17 protein-coding genes are annotated in these 13,479 nt (G+C 62.3%); 8 read left to right on the top strand and 9 right to left on the bottom strand.

Annotated features, from left to right (window positions below):
• Positions 1 to 46: 46 nt before the first annotated feature.
• The 7 genes from thiL to nrdR form a co-directional block, all read right to left on the bottom strand.
• Positions 47 to 1,012, bottom strand: coding sequence for a thiamine-phosphate kinase (gene thiL, locus AB4P96_RS05315; RefSeq protein ID WP_017135997.1), 966 nt, complete (start codon positions 1,010 to 1,012; stop codon positions 47 to 49).
• Positions 1,013 to 1,028: 16 nt separating this feature from the next.
• Entirely contained in the window at positions 1,029 to 1,529 is a 501-nt protein-coding gene (gene nusB, locus AB4P96_RS05310) for a transcription antitermination factor NusB (protein ID WP_017135996.1), read from the bottom strand.
• Positions 1,526 to 2,002 carry a 6,7-dimethyl-8-ribityllumazine synthase gene (gene ribE / locus AB4P96_RS05305; RefSeq protein ID WP_003176356.1) on the bottom strand — a complete coding sequence of 159 codons (477 nt, stop codon included), beginning with the start codon at positions 2,000 to 2,002 and terminating at the stop codon, positions 1,526 to 1,528. The genes nusB and ribE overlap by 4 nt, the downstream gene beginning before the upstream one ends.
• Positions 2,003 to 2,090: 88 nt before the next feature.
• Entirely contained in the window at positions 2,091 to 3,182 is a 1,092-nt protein-coding gene (gene ribBA, locus AB4P96_RS05300) for a bifunctional 3,4-dihydroxy-2-butanone-4-phosphate synthase/GTP cyclohydrolase II (RefSeq protein WP_017135995.1), read from the bottom strand.
• 15 nt (positions 3,183 to 3,197) lie between these two features.
• Entirely contained in the window at positions 3,198 to 3,860 is a 663-nt protein-coding gene (locus tag AB4P96_RS05295; RefSeq protein ID WP_017135994.1) for a riboflavin synthase, read from the bottom strand.
• 47 nt (positions 3,861 to 3,907) lie between these two features.
• Entirely contained in the window at positions 3,908 to 5,044 is a 1,137-nt protein-coding gene (gene ribD, locus AB4P96_RS05290; protein WP_017135993.1) for a bifunctional diaminohydroxyphosphoribosylaminopyrimidine deaminase/5-amino-6-(5-phosphoribosylamino)uracil reductase RibD, read from the bottom strand.
• A complete protein-coding gene (gene nrdR, locus AB4P96_RS05285) occupies positions 5,041 to 5,511 on the bottom strand; it encodes a transcriptional regulator NrdR (protein ID WP_015886108.1) in 471 nt (156 codons plus the stop codon). Before nrdR ends, ribD begins: the two co-directional genes overlap by 4 nt.
• Positions 5,512 to 5,651: 140 nt before the next feature.
• On the opposite strand from nrdR, the gene AB4P96_RS05280 reads away from it, so the two are divergent.
• From AB4P96_RS05280 to trxA, 3 genes are all read left to right on the top strand, one after another.
• Entirely contained in the window at positions 5,652 to 6,107 is a 456-nt protein-coding gene (locus AB4P96_RS05280; RefSeq protein ID WP_017135991.1) for a YbaY family lipoprotein, read from the top strand.
• The gene (locus AB4P96_RS05275; protein WP_236460132.1) at positions 6,104 to 6,760 is read left to right on the top strand and encodes a methyltransferase; all 657 of its coding nucleotides are present in this window, start codon (positions 6,104 to 6,106) and stop codon (positions 6,758 to 6,760) included. Before AB4P96_RS05280 ends, AB4P96_RS05275 begins: the two co-directional genes overlap by 4 nt.
• 133 nt (positions 6,761 to 6,893) lie before the next feature.
• A complete protein-coding gene (trxA, locus tag AB4P96_RS05270; RefSeq protein ID WP_236446720.1) occupies positions 6,894 to 7,766 on the top strand; it encodes a thioredoxin in 873 nt (290 codons plus the stop codon).
• On the opposite strand, the gene AB4P96_RS05265 is transcribed toward trxA, so the two are convergent.
• Complete coding sequence (locus AB4P96_RS05265; RefSeq protein WP_017135988.1) at positions 7,763 to 8,104, bottom strand: hypothetical protein; 342 nt, start codon at positions 8,102 to 8,104, stop codon at positions 7,763 to 7,765. The genes trxA and AB4P96_RS05265 overlap by 4 nt on opposite strands.
• A 131-nt stretch (positions 8,105 to 8,235) precedes the next feature.
• Here AB4P96_RS05265 and AB4P96_RS05260 point away from each other — a divergent pair, with 131 nt between their 5' ends.
• The 5 genes from AB4P96_RS05260 to AB4P96_RS05240 all read left to right on the top strand — a co-directional run bounded on the left by AB4P96_RS05260 (position 8,236) and on the right by AB4P96_RS05240 (position 12,303).
• Entirely contained in the window at positions 8,236 to 8,847 is a 612-nt protein-coding gene (locus tag AB4P96_RS05260) for a DUF2796 domain-containing protein (RefSeq protein ID WP_099547550.1), read from the top strand.
• 151 nt (positions 8,848 to 8,998) lie between these two features.
• Positions 8,999 to 9,709, top strand: coding sequence for an ABC transporter ATP-binding protein (locus tag AB4P96_RS05255; RefSeq protein ID WP_236446717.1), 711 nt, complete (start codon positions 8,999 to 9,001; stop codon positions 9,707 to 9,709).
• A 1-nt stretch (position 9,710) separates the two neighbouring features.
• Positions 9,711 to 10,976, top strand: coding sequence for an ABC transporter permease (locus tag AB4P96_RS05250; protein ID WP_395600564.1), 1,266 nt, complete (start codon positions 9,711 to 9,713; stop codon positions 10,974 to 10,976).
• Between the two features lie 11 nt (positions 10,977 to 10,987).
• Positions 10,988 to 11,509, top strand: coding sequence for a DUF3299 domain-containing protein (locus tag AB4P96_RS05245; protein ID WP_017135984.1), 522 nt, complete (start codon positions 10,988 to 10,990; stop codon positions 11,507 to 11,509).
• A gap of 95 nt (positions 11,510 to 11,604) precedes the next feature.
• Complete coding sequence (locus AB4P96_RS05240; protein ID WP_017135983.1) at positions 11,605 to 12,303, top strand: OmpW family protein; 699 nt, start codon at positions 11,605 to 11,607, stop codon at positions 12,301 to 12,303.
• A 157-nt stretch (positions 12,304 to 12,460) separates the two neighbouring features.
• Here AB4P96_RS05240 and AB4P96_RS05235 read toward each other — a convergent pair whose 3' ends face one another.
• Complete coding sequence (locus tag AB4P96_RS05235; protein ID WP_395600563.1) at positions 12,461 to 13,345, bottom strand: sugar nucleotide-binding protein; 885 nt, start codon at positions 13,343 to 13,345, stop codon at positions 12,461 to 12,463.
• Positions 13,346 to 13,479 lie beyond the last annotated feature (134 nt).

Below are 13,479 nucleotides of genomic sequence, written 5' to 3'. Positions count from 1 at the left end.
CTCCTGTACAGGGATAACCGTATAGAGGGTAGCGCAGGTCTGTCGCTTACGGCGTGTCGCGAAAATGCTGATAGCCGCGCACGGCTGGCGTGATGTCTTGCCCGGCGGCGTCAATCAGCGTCACACCCTGCCCCGCCGCGACCCGGCCGATCACGTGAATCGGCCAGCCGTCCGCCAACAGCGGCGCCAGCTCGGCCGGTGGCAGGGTGAACGCCAACACATAGTCGTCGCCCCCGCTCAACGCGGCCACACGGGCATCGTCATCGCCAACAAACGCCAGCAACGCCTGGGATAACGGCAGTTTCTCACGCTCAATGACCAGCCTGACAGCCGATGCCTTGGCGATATGCCCACAATCGGCCAGCAGGCCGTCGGAGATGTCCATCGCAGACGTGGCCTTACCCCGAAGCGCGAGGCCCAGCGCCAACTGCGGTTGCGGCGACCAGTAATGGGCGAGCAGCGGATCAGCGATAGCTGCGTCCGCCGTGCGTTGCCCCAATACCAGCGGCAAAGCGCCGGCAGCGTTACCCAGTTCACCACCCACACACAGCAAATCACCCGGCTGCGCACCGCTGCGAACCAACGCCTGCCCGGCCGGCACACGGCCAAACACGGTCAGGGTCAGGCTCAGCGGCCCGCGCGTGGTATCGCCGCCCACCAACCCCACGCCGCAGCTTTGCGCCATGGCGTTCAAACCCTGGGCGTAGCGTTGCAGCCAATCGGCATCGACGGTGGGTGTGGTGAGAGCGAGGGTGAAGGCCAGAGGATGGGCGCCCATGGCGGCCAGGTCGCTGACTGCCACGGCCAACGAGCGCTGGCCGAGCAGGAACGGGTCACAGGGGTCGGCGAAGTGCACGCCAGCCACCAGCGTATCGGTGGAGATTGCCAACTGCTCCCCGGCAGGGAGCGCCAGCAGGGCGCAGTCGTCGCCGATCCCCAAGGCAATGCCTTCACCGCCCTGCGCACAAGGCGCGGCAGCGAAGTAATTGCGGATCAGCTCGAACTCACCCATTCAGGACTCAAGCGACTTAGCGCTTGTGTTCCTTCACTTCAGCTTCGCGCAGGCGCGGGGCCAGCTTGTCGAGCACGCCGTTGACGAACTTGTGGCCGTCGGTCGAGCCGTAGACTTTCGCCAGCTCGATACCTTCGTTGATCACCACGCGGTAAGGCACGTCGACGCGCTTGAGCAACTCCCAGGTGGACAGGCGCATCACGCACAGTTCAACCGGGTCGAGTTCTTCAATGGTCAGGTCCAGGCATGGCGCCAGAGCCGTGTCGATCTCGGTCAGGTTGGCATGCACACCGTGCAGGATATCGTGGAAGTAGCTCTGGTCGGCAAACGTGAAGTCGTTGTCGACGCGAAACTGCGCTTCGATTTCGTTCAGCGAGGCTCCGGCCATCAGGCGCTGGTACAGCGCCTGGGTCGCGAGTTGACGCGCCTTACGGCGCTTCTCGCTTTTGGATGGCTTGCCGGCATCGGCTGGACGCGGATCCTGTGGGTTGAACTGATCGCTCTCGTCGGAAATCACTTGGCCTCCAACTGCGACAGCAGGCTAACCATTTCCAGTGCGGACAAGGCAGCTTCTGCGCCCTTGTTACCGGCCTTGGTGCCGGAGCGCTCGATGGCTTGCTCGATGGAATCTACGGTCAGTACGCCGAAAGCGACTGGCACGCCGAACTCCATGGACACCTGGGCCAGGCCCTTGGTGCATTCGCCAGCCACGTATTCGAAGTGCGGAGTACCGCCCCGAATGACCGCGCCCAGGGCGATGATCGCCGCGTATTCACCCTGCTGTGCAACTTTTTGCGCAACCAGTGGAATTTCGAAGGCGCCAGGGGCGCGGATGATAGTGATGTCGCTCTCGCTCACACCGTGGCGAACCAGGGCATCCACGGCACCGCTTACCAGGCTTTCAACCACGAAGCTGTTGAAGCGGCCAACCACCAGGGCATAGCGGCCTTTGGGGGCGATGAAGGTACCTTCGATGGTCTTCAGGGTCATTCGACAAATCTCTTAAAGAGCCGGGACGCGAAAAGTGCGTCCCTCAGTGATGATTTAACCGCGAACAAGGGGCAGAAAACGCCAGCCTTTATTCGGAGGGCACGTATTCTACAACTTCCAGGTCGAATCCGGATATCGCATTAAATTTCATCGGTGCGCTCATCAGGCGCATTTTGCGCACACCGAGGTCACGCAGAATCTGCGAACCGGCACCGACGATGCTGTAGGTGGTCGGTGTTTTGACCTGGGTGTGCTCGGCGGTTTCACGAATATGCGCGAGCAATACGTCGCCATCCACCGGGTTGCCCAGCAGCAACACCACACCGCTGCCGGCCTCGGAAACCGCGGCCATGGCGGCGCGCAGGCTCCAGCGGCCCGGCTGCTTGACCATCAGCAGGTCGCGCAGCGGGTCCATGTTATGCACGCGCACCAGGGTCGGTTCTTCAGCGCAAATGCTCCCCAAGGTGAGGGCCATGTGCACATCGCCTTCGACTGAATCACGGTAGGTCACCAGGTTGAACTGGCCCAGTTCGCTGTCCAGCGGCTGCTCGGCAATCCGCTGAACGGTACGTTCGTGGATCATGCGGTAGTGAATCAGGTCGGCAATGGTGCCGATCTTGATGCCGTGTTCGGCAGCAAACGCCTCGAGTTCGGCGCGACGGGCCATAGTGCCGTCGTCGTTCATCACTTCGCAGATCACGCCGCTTGGCTCGAAACCGGCCATGCGCGCCAGGTCACAGGCCGCCTCGGTGTGGCCGGCGCGAGCGAGGGTGCCGCCCGGTTGGGCCATCAGCGGGAAAATGTGGCCGGGGCTGACGATGTCTTCGGCCTTGGCGTCTTTGGCCGCAGCGGCTTGCACCGTGCGGGCGCGGTCGGCGGCGGAAATGCCGGTGGTGACGCCGGTGGTCGCTTCAATCGATACGGTGAACTTGGTACCAAAACCCGAGCCATTGCGCGGCGCCATCAACGGCAGCTTGAGCAGCTCGCAGCGCTCGCGACTCATGGGCATGCAGATCAGCCCACGGGCGTGCTTGGCCATAAAGTTGATGTGCTCGGGCTTGCACGCCTCGGCGGCCATGATGATATCGCCTTCGTTCTCGCGATCTTCGTCATCCATCAGGATGACCATCTTGCCTTGGCGGATGTCTTCAACCAGTTCTTCGATGCTATTGAGCGCCACGCGGCACCCCCTTGGTCAGGATTTCAGGTAGCCGTTAGCGGCCAGAAAACTTTCAGTGATGTTCCCGGATGCTGGCTCTGCGGCCTTATCGCCCATCAGCAGGCGCTCCAGGTAACGGGCAAGCAAGTCGACTTCCAGGTTCACCCGGCGACCTGGCTGGTACGACGCCATGATGGTTTCGCTCAGGGTGTGCGGGATGATGGTCAGTTCGAATTCGGCGCCATTCACGGCGTTCACGGTCAGGCTGGTGCCGTCGACGGTGATCGAGCCTTTGTGGGCGATGTACTTGGCCAGCTCTTTCGGCGCGCGGATACGGAATTCCACGGCGCGCGCGTTTTCGCTGCGTGCAACCACCTCGCCGACGCCGTCGACGTGGCCGCTGACCAGGTGGCCGCCCAAACGGGTGGTCGGGGTCAGGGCTTTTTCCAGGTTGACCGGGCTGCCGGCTTTGAGGTCATTCATCGCGGTGCAGTCCAGGGTTTCCCGGCTGACGTCGGCGGCAAAGCCGTTACCCGGCAACTCGATGACGGTCAGGCACACGCCGCTGACAGCGATGCTGTCGCCCAGCTTGACGTCGCCGAGGTCGAGCTTGCCGGTTTCAACCAGCAGGCGTACGTCGCCGCCCTTTGGGGTCATGGCGCGGATGCTGCCGATGGATTCGATAATGCCGGTGAACATGGCCTTCTCCTGGAAAACGGGACGGGCGCTGGAGCGCCCGGTCGGAATTATACGCTCGCTGGTGGTAGCGGGATGGCAGTGACTCGCCAGTCGTCGCCTACAGCGCGCATTTCAGTGATCTTGAGTTGGGGGGCGTCGGCCAGTTTCTCAAGCGGCCAGTCGAGCAAAGGCCGGGCGGCGGAGCCCAGGAACTTGCCGGCGACGAAAATCACGTATTCGTCGACCAGGCCTTGCTGGGCAAACGCGCCCGCCAGGCTTGGGCCGGCTTCCACTAGCACTTCGTTGACGCCACGGGCTGCCAGCGCCAGCAGCGCCGAACGCAGGTCGACCTGGCCTTCAACGCCCGGCACCACCAGGCATTCCGGGCCACGCGGGAACTGGTTTTCCGGGGTGACGCAGGTGATGACCAGCGCCGGGCCGGCCTTGAAGAACGGCGCGTTGAGCGGCACCCGCAGGCGACCGTCGATCAACACGCGCAATGGCGGGCGCGACATGGCCAGAGCGGTGGTTTCTTCGTCCAGACCAAGCTCAGCGGCGCGCACAGTAAGGCGCGCACCGTCGGCCAGCACCGTATCGGCGCCGGTCAGCACTACACTGGCCTCGGCGCGCAGGCGCTGCACGGCGGCGCGGGCAGCCGGCCCGGTAATCCATTGGCTTTCGCCGCTGGCCATCGCGGTACGGCCGTCCAGGCTCATCGCCAGCTTGACCCGCACAAACGGCAGGCCGTGTTCCATACGCTTGAGGAAGCCGGGGTTCAGCGCGCGCGCTTGTTGTTCGAGTACGCCGCTGTGGGTTTCGATGCCGGCTTGAGCCAAGCGCTGCAGCCCGCGCCCGGCCACTTCCGGATTCGGGTCCTGCATCCCGGCCACTACGCGTGCCACACCGGCGGTCACCAGCGCATCGGCGCAAGGCGGCGTGCGCCCATGGTGGCTGCACGGCTCGAGGGTCACGTACACCGTGGCGCCACGGGCCTTGTCGCCGGCGGCGCGCAGGGCGTTCGGCTCGGCATGGGGCTCGCCGGTGCGCTCATGCCAGCCTTCGCCGACAATCTGCCCATCCCGCACAATCACGCAGCCCACTCGTGGGTTGGGGTGGGTGGTGTACAGGCCTTTGCGCGCCAATTCGAGGGCGCGGGCCATGTAATGGGCGTCGAGGACGGCTTGTTCGGCAGACGGTGGGTTCATTCTTTGGCAGGCTCACGGGCCAGGCGGTCGATCTCTTCGCGGAACTCATTGAGGTCCTGGAAGCGTCGATACACGGAGGCGAAACGGATATAGGCGACTTCGTCGAGCTTTTGCAGCTCGCCCATCACCAGTTCTCCAACCACCAGGCTCTTGACCTCGCGCTCGCCGGTGGCGCGCAGCTTGTGCTTGATATGCACCAGCGCCGCCTCCAGTCGCTCGACACTCACCGGGCGTTTTTCCAGGGCGCGCTGCATACCGGCGCGCAGTTTTTCTTCGTCGAAAGGCTGGCGGCTGCCGTCGGACTTGATCAGACGTGGCAACACCAGTTCGGCGGTTTCGAAGGTGGTGAAACGTTCACCGCAGCCAGAGGCCAGGCATTCGCGCCGGCGGCGTACTTGATCGCCCTCGGCGACCAGACGCGAGTCAATGACCTTGGTGTCGTTGGCACCGCAGAAGGGACAGTGCATGGTTGGCAGGCAACAAAAAATGGGAGGGCCATGGTAGCGCATCCCCGTGGCAAGACAAGCCATAGCCTTTACGGTATATAGGCTGACTATTATGTTTCATATTTTTTAAGCCACGGATTTTGTCCTTTCTGGAGCCGTACATGCAGTTACGACCACTTGTTTTACTCGCCCTGTTCAGTTTTCTGGTCGCCTGTAGCAGCGAAGCCCCAAAACCGTCGACACCACAACCCGCGCCTGCCCAAGAGAAAAAAGTCCCCGGCATTGAAGACCTCGGCCCCTTGCCGGCTTACCAGCGGGAAATCAACGGCAGCCTGAATGGCGTGCCAGCCAATGCCGAAGTCGAACTGGCCCTGCTGGTAATCGATGAGCGCAACCGCCCGCAACAACTGCTCGCCAGCAGCGTACTCACCGGCAACGGCAAGCCACTGGCCTTCCGCCTGCGTTTTAACCCAGAGGCTTTCCCAGCCGGTGCACGGGTTGAACTGCGCGGTCGCGCCAGCCAGTCCGGCCAGTTGATCCTGCACCTGCCTGCGGTGCGTATCACCCAGGCGATCACCCAGACCACCGGCCCTCTGCAACTCGTCCGGGCACCATGACGCCACCGCTGGGCCTGCAACGTGCCCTGAGCGAACTGATCGGCGACGCACAACTGGTGCCCTGCCCGCTGCCGGGCACCGAGCTGTCGTTGTGGCTGCTGGACGCAGGCAACATGGACCGTGCCTTCAGCCAGGAAGAGACCCGGCGCATCCTGCATGAACCGCCGTACTGGAGTTTTTGCTGGGCCAGCGGTTTGGCACTGGCGCGCTACCTGGCAGCGAATCCCGAGTGGGTGGCGGGCAAACGCGTGCTGGATTTTGGCGCAGGTTCCGGTGTGGCTGCGATTGCTGCGGTTAAAGCGGGCGCGCTGGAAGTGGTGGCCTGCGACCTCGACCCGCTGGCTTTGGCCGCTTGCCGGGCAAACGCCGAACTCAATGGTGTAGCGCTGAGTTATTCAGCCGACTTTTTTGCCGAGGCCGACCGCTTCGACCTGATCCTGGTGGCCGACGTGCTCTACGACCGTTCCAACCTGCCGCTGCTCGACCACTTCCTGACGCGTGGCCATGAAGCGCTGGTGGCCGACTCCCGGGTGCGCGACTTCCAGCACCCGGCGTATCAGCGCCTGGACATCCTCGATGCGCTGACGCTGCCGGACCTGGCCGAGCCTTGGGAGTTTCGCAAAGTGAGCCTGTACCATTCGCGGCGCGCTTGAGGCCATTGCGGGCAAGCCTGCTCGCCACAGTTGAGCGCATTCTCCAGTAGGGGCTGGCTTGAACTCATCATGCTTTCAGCCAACCTCGCCAGCCCTTATAGTTGCCCCATTCCCGCTTTATTCGAGACGCCCCATGAGTGAGCCCACGCCGTACATCTTCGACGCCACCACTGCTACGTTCGACCAGGCAGTGATTCAGAACTCATTCGAAAAACCCGTGCTGGTGGATTTCTGGGCCGAGTGGTGCGCGCCGTGCAAGGCATTGATGCCGATGCTGGCGAAAATTGCCGAGAGTTATCAGGGCGAGTTGCTGCTGGCCAAGGTCGATTGCGAGGCCGAGCAGGACATCGTCGCGCGTTTTGGCATTCAAAGCCTGCCCACGGTGGTGCTGTTCAAGGACGGCCAGCCGGTGGATGGATTTGCCGGGGCGCAGCCGGAGTCGGCCGTGCGAGCGATGCTCGAGCCCCACGTGAAGATGCCGCCACCGAAGGCCGCTGACCCGCTGGAACAGGCCCAGGCGTTGTTTGCCGAAGGCCGTATCAGCGATGCAGAGGCCGTGCTGATGGCGCTGCTGGGCGAGGACAACACCAACGCCGCCGCGCTGATTCTGTATGCACGTTGCCTGGCCGAACGCGGTGAATTGGGCGAAGCTCAGGCTGTACTCGACGCGGTGAAAAGCGACGATCACAAAGCCGCCCTCGCCGGCGCCAAGGCGCAAATCACCTTCCTGCGCCAGGCCGCCGACCTGCCGGATGCCGCCGACTTGAAAAGCCGCCTGGCGCAAGACCCGCAGGACGATGAAGCAGCCTATCAACTGGCGATTCAGCAACTGGCGCGCCAGCAATACGACGCCGCGCTGGAAGGCCTGCTCAAGCTGTTTATCCGCAACCGCAGCTACAGCGAAGGCCTGCCGCACAAGACGTTGCTGCAGGTGTTCGAACTGCTGGGCAATGACCACCCGCTGGTCACGGTGTACCGTCGCAAGTTGTTCGCCGCGCTGTATTAATCGCCGATCCAGCTGTACAGCGGCGTATCCCCGCCGCTGGCCACTTTCACACTGGCACTGTGGCGCAGCCGTACCAGCAGGCGTTTGCCTGAGGCTGCATCACCGGCCAAGCCTTCAAGCTGATCAAGCAACTCAAGCCCATTAAGTTGCCCGGCCTTGCGCAACAGATCCTGGGCGTTCTGCCACAAATCATCGTTGTGTTTGACCGGCGCAACAGCCGGCGCGCTCGGCGCCGGTGTTGCCTGCAAGTGCTCGCCCAGGCGCGCCCAATCGCCGTCATCGAGTTCCAGGGTCAAATCCACCGGCAAGTCACCGACGGTTCCACGAATTCGCAACATCGCTCTTACTCCCGCAGTTTTCCGACCCGCATGCTCCCACGCGACTTGCGCAACGCCAAGCGGGCGTTCAAACTGGCGCGAATATTGTTATAAGATCACATAACAAAACTTTCATCTTATGGAGCCTTCTCATGCGCCGTCTGCTGCTTGCCTTGCCGTTTGCCCTGCTGCCCCTGGCCATCGCCCACGCCGCCGATGAACACGATCATGAGCATGAACACGGCAGCCTCGGTGCCCACGAACATGGTGTCGGCCGCCTCAATGCGGTACTCGACGGCCAGGCGCTTGAGCTGGAATTCGACAGCCCGGCCATGAACCTTGTGGGCTTTGAACACAAGGCCACCACGCCTGCCGACAAAGCCAAGGTCGCCGCCGCACGCAAGCAGCTGGAAAACCCACAGGCGCTGTTCAAGCTGCCCAAATCTGCCGGTTGTGTGATCAGCACCCAGGAACTCAACAGCCCGTTGTTTGGCGATAAGCCTGAAGCCGACCATGATGAGGACGATGACGACCACGCCACCGACGGCAAAGGCGCTGCCGCCCACGAACATCATCACGACCACAGCGAAATCCACGCGCACTACCAGTTCACCTGCGCCACGCCGACCGCGCTGAGCAACCTCGACCTGACCCAAGTGTTCAAGACCTTCCCTGCCACCCAGAAGATTCAGGTACAACTGATCGGCCCAAGCGGCCAGCAAGGTGTTGAAGCGACGGCCGCCGCAGCCACCCTGAAATTCTGATTTGAAACACGGTCAATGTGGGAGCTGGCTTGCCTGCGATAGCGGTATAACAGACACATCGATATTGAATGTGCCGCCGTCATCGCAGGCAAGCCAGCTCCCACATGGGATCGGTGCCATCATCCAAATCAAACCAGACCACTGATGCCCTATGACCCAAGCACTGATCGAACTGTCTGACCTGGGCTTCAACTGGCCCGGCCACCCGCAGTTGCTGGATATCCCCGCGTTCCGCCTGGAAGCGGGGGAAACTTTGTTTCTCAAAGGCCCGAGCGGCAGTGGCAAAACCACCTTGCTCGGGCTGTTGGGCGGCGTACAGAAACCCAGCCGTGGCAGCATTCGCCTGCTCGGCCAGGAGCTGACCGAACTCTCGGCCGGTGCCCGCGACCGCTTCCGCGTCGATCACACCGGCTATATTTTTCAGCAATTCAACCTGCTGCCGTTTCTCTCAGTGCGCGAGAACGTCGAACTGCCGTGTCACTTTTCCAAACTGCGTGCGCAGCGGGCAACTCAGCGTCACGGCAGCGTCGACCAGGCCGCCGCGACCTTGCTGGCGCATTTGGGCTTGAAGGACAAAGACCTGCTGGAACGCCGTGCCGACTCGCTGTCCATCGGCCAGCAACAACGCGTTGCCGCCGCCCGCGCCTTGATCGGCCAACCGGAACTGGTGATCGCCGACGAACCCACCTCGGCCCTCGATTACGACGCCCGCGAAGCGTTCATTCAGCTGCTGTTCGCCGAATGCCGCGAAGCAGGCGCCAGTCTGTTATTCGTCAGCCATGACCAGAGCCTCGCGCCGCTGTTCGACCGCCACCTGTCGCTGGCCGAACTCAATCGCGCCGCCACGCCCGCAGAGGTTTGAGATGTATCTGTTCCGTCTAGCCATGGCCAGCCTGGCTAACCGCCGCTTTACCGCGATTCTCACTGCCTTCGCCATCGCCCTTTCGGTATGCCTGTTGCTCGCCGTGGAACGCGTGCGCGTAGAGGCGCGCAACAGTTTCGCCAGCACTATCAGCGGCACTGACCTGATCGTCGGCGCCCGCTCCGGCTCGGTCAACTTGCTGCTGTATTCGGTGTTCCGCATCGGCAACGCCACCAATAACATCCGTTGGGACAGCTTCGAACACTTCGCCGCCAGCCCGCAGGTGAAATGGGCGATCCCGATTTCCCTCGGCGACTCGCACCGTGGCTATCGCGTGATGGGCACCAACGCGTCCTACTTCGAGCATTACCAATATGGCCGCAAGCAGAACCTCGAACTGGCCAGCGGCCGTGCTTTCGCCACTGACCCATTTGAAGTGGTGCTCGGCGCCGAAGTGGCGGATGCGCTGCACTACAAGCTCGGCGACAAGCTGGTGCTGGCCCACGGCGTAGCAGTGGTTAGCCTGGTCAAGCACGACGATAAACCGTTTACCGTGGTCGGCATTCTCAAGCGCACCGGCACGCCGGTGGACCGCACGCTGCACATCAGCCTCGGCGGCATGGAGGCGATTCATATCGACTGGCACAACGGCGTGCCGGCCCAGGGCAAAGGCCGTATCAGTGCCGACCAGGCACGCAATATGGACCTCACGCCGCAAGCGATCACTGCGTTTATGCTCGGCCTGAACAACAAGATTTCCACCTTCGCGCTGCAACGCGAGATCAATGAATTCCGTGGCGAGCCGATGCTGGCGATCCTGCCGGGCGTGGCGCTGCAAGAGCTGTGGAGCATGATGGGCACCGCCGAAAAAGCGCTGTTCGTGATCTCGCTGTTCGTGGTGCTGACCGGTTTGATCGGCATGCTCACCGCAATCCTCACCAGCCTCAATGAACGCCGCCGCGAGATGGCAATTTTGCGTTCGGTGGGCGCACGGCCGTGGCACATTGCGACACTGCTGATCTTCGAAGCCTTCGCGCTGGCTTTGTCGGGCGTCGTGGCGGGCGTGGCTCTGCTGTACGTGTGCATCGCCGCATCGCGCGGGTATTTGCAGGCCAACTACGGCCTGGACCTGCCGATGTCGTGGCCGAGTGAATATGAATGGACCTTGCTCGCCGGTATCCTGGCCGCCGCGCTGTTGATGGGCAGCGTGCCCGCGTGGCGCGCCTATCGGCAATCGTTGGCCGATGGCCTGTCCATACGTTTATGAGGAAGCTGTCGATGCATCGTGCCCTGTTTGCGCTGTTGCTGCTGGTGGTGGTGCCCGCCTGGGCCGACGAGCAGCCCAAGGACCTGTCGTGGCAGGAAATGATCCCGCCGGACGCGCCGCCGGAAGTCCCCAACATGAAACCGCTGCACGACCTGTCGAACATGGCCGATGCGCTGTCGGTCGAGGCCGCGCCTGCGGCCAAACAGGAACTGCCCAACGCGCCGGTGGTGCAGAGCCTTAACGGCAAGCACATCCGTTTGCCGGGCTATATCGTGCCGCTGGAAGTCAGCGAAGAAGGCCGCACCACCGAGTTTTTGCTGGTGCCGTATTTCGGCGCGTGCATCCACGTACCGCCGCCGCCGTCGAACCAGATCGTGCATGTAAAAAGCGAAGTCGGCGTGAAGCTTGATGAGCTGTATCAGCCGTATTGGATCGAAGGTGCGATGCAGGTCAAGCCGTCTTCCAGTGAGCTGGCCGACGCCGGTTACCAGATGGATGCCGAGAAGATTTACGTCTACGAACTGCAGGAGTAACGCTGATCGAGCTTTCATTGAGCTGAGTCAAAAGATCGGACGGAACGATCTTTACCATTGGACGTACAACTTTTAAACGTCCTTTTGGAGCTCCCATGAACAAGTCTCTGCTCGGCGCGTCCCTCTTCGCGCTCGCCCTCGCCGCCCCTGTCGCACACGCTCACGAAGCCGGCGATATTCTGATTCGCGCCGGTGCAATCACCGTGAACCCGAAAGCAGACAGCGGCCATGTGAAGGTTGACCAGGGGCCATTGGCCGGCACCAACCTGGGCGGCAAGGCGACCATGAGCAGCGACACCCAACTGGGCCTCAACTTCGCCTACATGATCACCAACCACATCGGTATCGAACTGCTGGCCGCCACGCCGTTCGAGCATGACGTGAAGATCAAGAACACCGCCCTGGGCGCCGCCAACGGCAAGCTCGGTACGCTCAAGCACCTGCCGCCGACCTTGAGCGTCGTGTACTACCCGCTGGACAACAAGTCCGCGTTCCAGCCGTATGTAGGCGCCGGTATCAACTACACCTGGATCTACGACGAGCACGTTGGCAGCCGCGCCGAACAAGCTGGCTTCAGCAACTTCAAGGCTGAAAACTCCTGGGGCTGGGCCGCGCAGATCGGCGCCGACTACATGATCAACGACAAGTGGATGATCAACGCCCAGGCGCGCTACATCGACATCAGCACCAAGGCGACTGTGGATAACAATGCGCTGGGCCAAGGCACACGCGCCAAGGTCAATGTGGATGTTGACCCGATGGTTTACATGGTGGGTATTGGTTACAAGTTCTAAACAACACGGCATAACCCAATGTGGGAGCTGGGCTTGTGTAGGAGTCGGGCTTGCCCGCGATACAGGCACCTCGGTGTATCAGTGATACCGGGGTGATGCTATCGCAGGCAAGCCAGCTCCCACACAAGCCCAGCTCCCACATTTTTTTGTGTTGCCTTCAGCTATGTCGGTAGAACCGATCCAGCAACGCCGGCAACCCCGCCCGCCACGCCCGTGGCTTGATGCCGAAGGTGTGGAGGATTTTCTTGCAGGCCAGCACCGCGTGCTGCGGCTCGTCCGCCGCATCCGGCCGGGCCGCGTGGGCCTGGGCGGTGGGAGATTCGATCGCCAGCGGATGGAAATTGCGCGCTTCAGTAAGGATCGCCTGCCCCAGCGCCAACGGCGTGGTCGCTTCGTGGCCGGCGTAATGATAGGTGCCCCACAGCGGCGCCGCGCAATCGAGCTGTTTAAGCACTGAAATGATCACCCGCGCCGCGTCGTCCACCGGCGTCGGGTTGCCGCGCCGGTCATCGGCCATCAGCAATTCATCCGGCTTCTCGGCACGGGCCAGGAAGCGCCCGAGAGTGCCATCGACACTGTCATCCAGCAGCCAGCCAAAGCGCAGCAGCACATGTTGCGGGCAGGTGGCGCGCACGCTCTGCTCGATCCGCCATAACGCCTGGCCGCGCAAGCCCAGGGGCATCGGCTCGTCTTTTTCGCTGTAGGCGGTGGCACGAGAGCCATCGAACACGCGGTAGCTGGACGGTTGCAGCAAGGTGATGTTGTGGTGCTGGCACAGTTCGGCCAGGCGTTCGATGGCGAACTCCTGCGCGGCCAAACGTGTTTCGCTGACCGCTTCGGCCTGGAACCAGTCGAAATAGTAGGCGAGGTTGATCAGCGCATCGGGACGGGTGTCGTCGAGCAATTGGGTGAGGCTCGCGGCATCCCAGCCGTCTTGGGGCGGTTTAGGTGCGAGGAAACCGATGTCTTCCTCTGCACCGAGGCGAATCAGCGCCTGCCCGAGGGCATTCCCGCCGCCCAGTAACATAAGGCGCATTCGCATAGATTGAGCAGGCCCGGTCTGTTTGGAACGATGGTTATTATCGGCAGGCGTGTGCGCCTTGCCGTAGGTTGTTGCCAGAATCGTTGCATTTTGCGGGTTTGTAGCGCAACCGTCACGGACAAAGTACCTGATTG

Source organism: Pseudomonas sp. B19125 (genome assembly GCF_044218855.1).
GTDB lineage: Bacteria > Pseudomonadota > Gammaproteobacteria > Pseudomonadales > Pseudomonadaceae > Aquipseudomonas > Aquipseudomonas edaphica.
Note: the sequence above shows the minus strand (reverse complement) of the source record. Positions and strands in the feature narration are given on the sequence as shown.

Bases quoted from the DNA above. Each gene is read 5' to 3' on its own strand.
- AB4P96_RS05245 (WP_017135984.1), top strand. From the start codon at position 10,988: ATGCATCGTGCCCTGTTTGCGCTGTTGCTGCTGGTGGTGGTGCCCGCC.
- AB4P96_RS05260 (WP_099547550.1), top strand. From the start codon at position 8,236: ATGCGCCGTCTGCTGCTTGCCTTGCCGTTTGCCCTGCTGCCCCTGGCC.
- ribE (WP_003176356.1), bottom strand. From the start codon at position 2,002: ATGACCCTGAAGACCATCGAAGGTACCTTCATCGCCCCCAAAGGCCGC.
- thiL (WP_017135997.1), bottom strand. From the start codon at position 1,012: ATGGGTGAGTTCGAGCTGATCCGCAATTACTTCGCTGCCGCGCCTTGT.
- nrdR (WP_015886108.1), bottom strand. From the start codon at position 5,511: ATGCACTGTCCCTTCTGCGGTGCCAACGACACCAAGGTCATTGACTCG.
- AB4P96_RS05240 (WP_017135983.1), top strand. From the start codon at position 11,605: ATGAACAAGTCTCTGCTCGGCGCGTCCCTCTTCGCGCTCGCCCTCGCC.
- AB4P96_RS05280 (WP_017135991.1), top strand. From the start codon at position 5,652: ATGCAGTTACGACCACTTGTTTTACTCGCCCTGTTCAGTTTTCTGGTC.
- AB4P96_RS05235 (WP_395600563.1), bottom strand. From the start codon at position 13,345: ATGCGAATGCGCCTTATGTTACTGGGCGGCGGGAATGCCCTCGGGCAG.
- trxA (WP_236446720.1), top strand. From the start codon at position 6,894: ATGAGTGAGCCCACGCCGTACATCTTCGACGCCACCACTGCTACGTTC.
- AB4P96_RS05275 (WP_236460132.1), top strand. From the start codon at position 6,104: ATGACGCCACCGCTGGGCCTGCAACGTGCCCTGAGCGAACTGATCGGC.
- AB4P96_RS05250 (WP_395600564.1), top strand. From the start codon at position 9,711: ATGTATCTGTTCCGTCTAGCCATGGCCAGCCTGGCTAACCGCCGCTTT.
- AB4P96_RS05295 (WP_017135994.1), bottom strand. From the start codon at position 3,860: ATGTTCACCGGCATTATCGAATCCATCGGCAGCATCCGCGCCATGACC.
- AB4P96_RS05255 (WP_236446717.1), top strand. From the start codon at position 8,999: ATGACCCAAGCACTGATCGAACTGTCTGACCTGGGCTTCAACTGGCCC.
- AB4P96_RS05265 (WP_017135988.1), bottom strand. From the start codon at position 8,104: ATGTTGCGAATTCGTGGAACCGTCGGTGACTTGCCGGTGGATTTGACC.
- ribD (WP_017135993.1), bottom strand. From the start codon at position 5,044: ATGAACCCACCGTCTGCCGAACAAGCCGTCCTCGACGCCCATTACATG.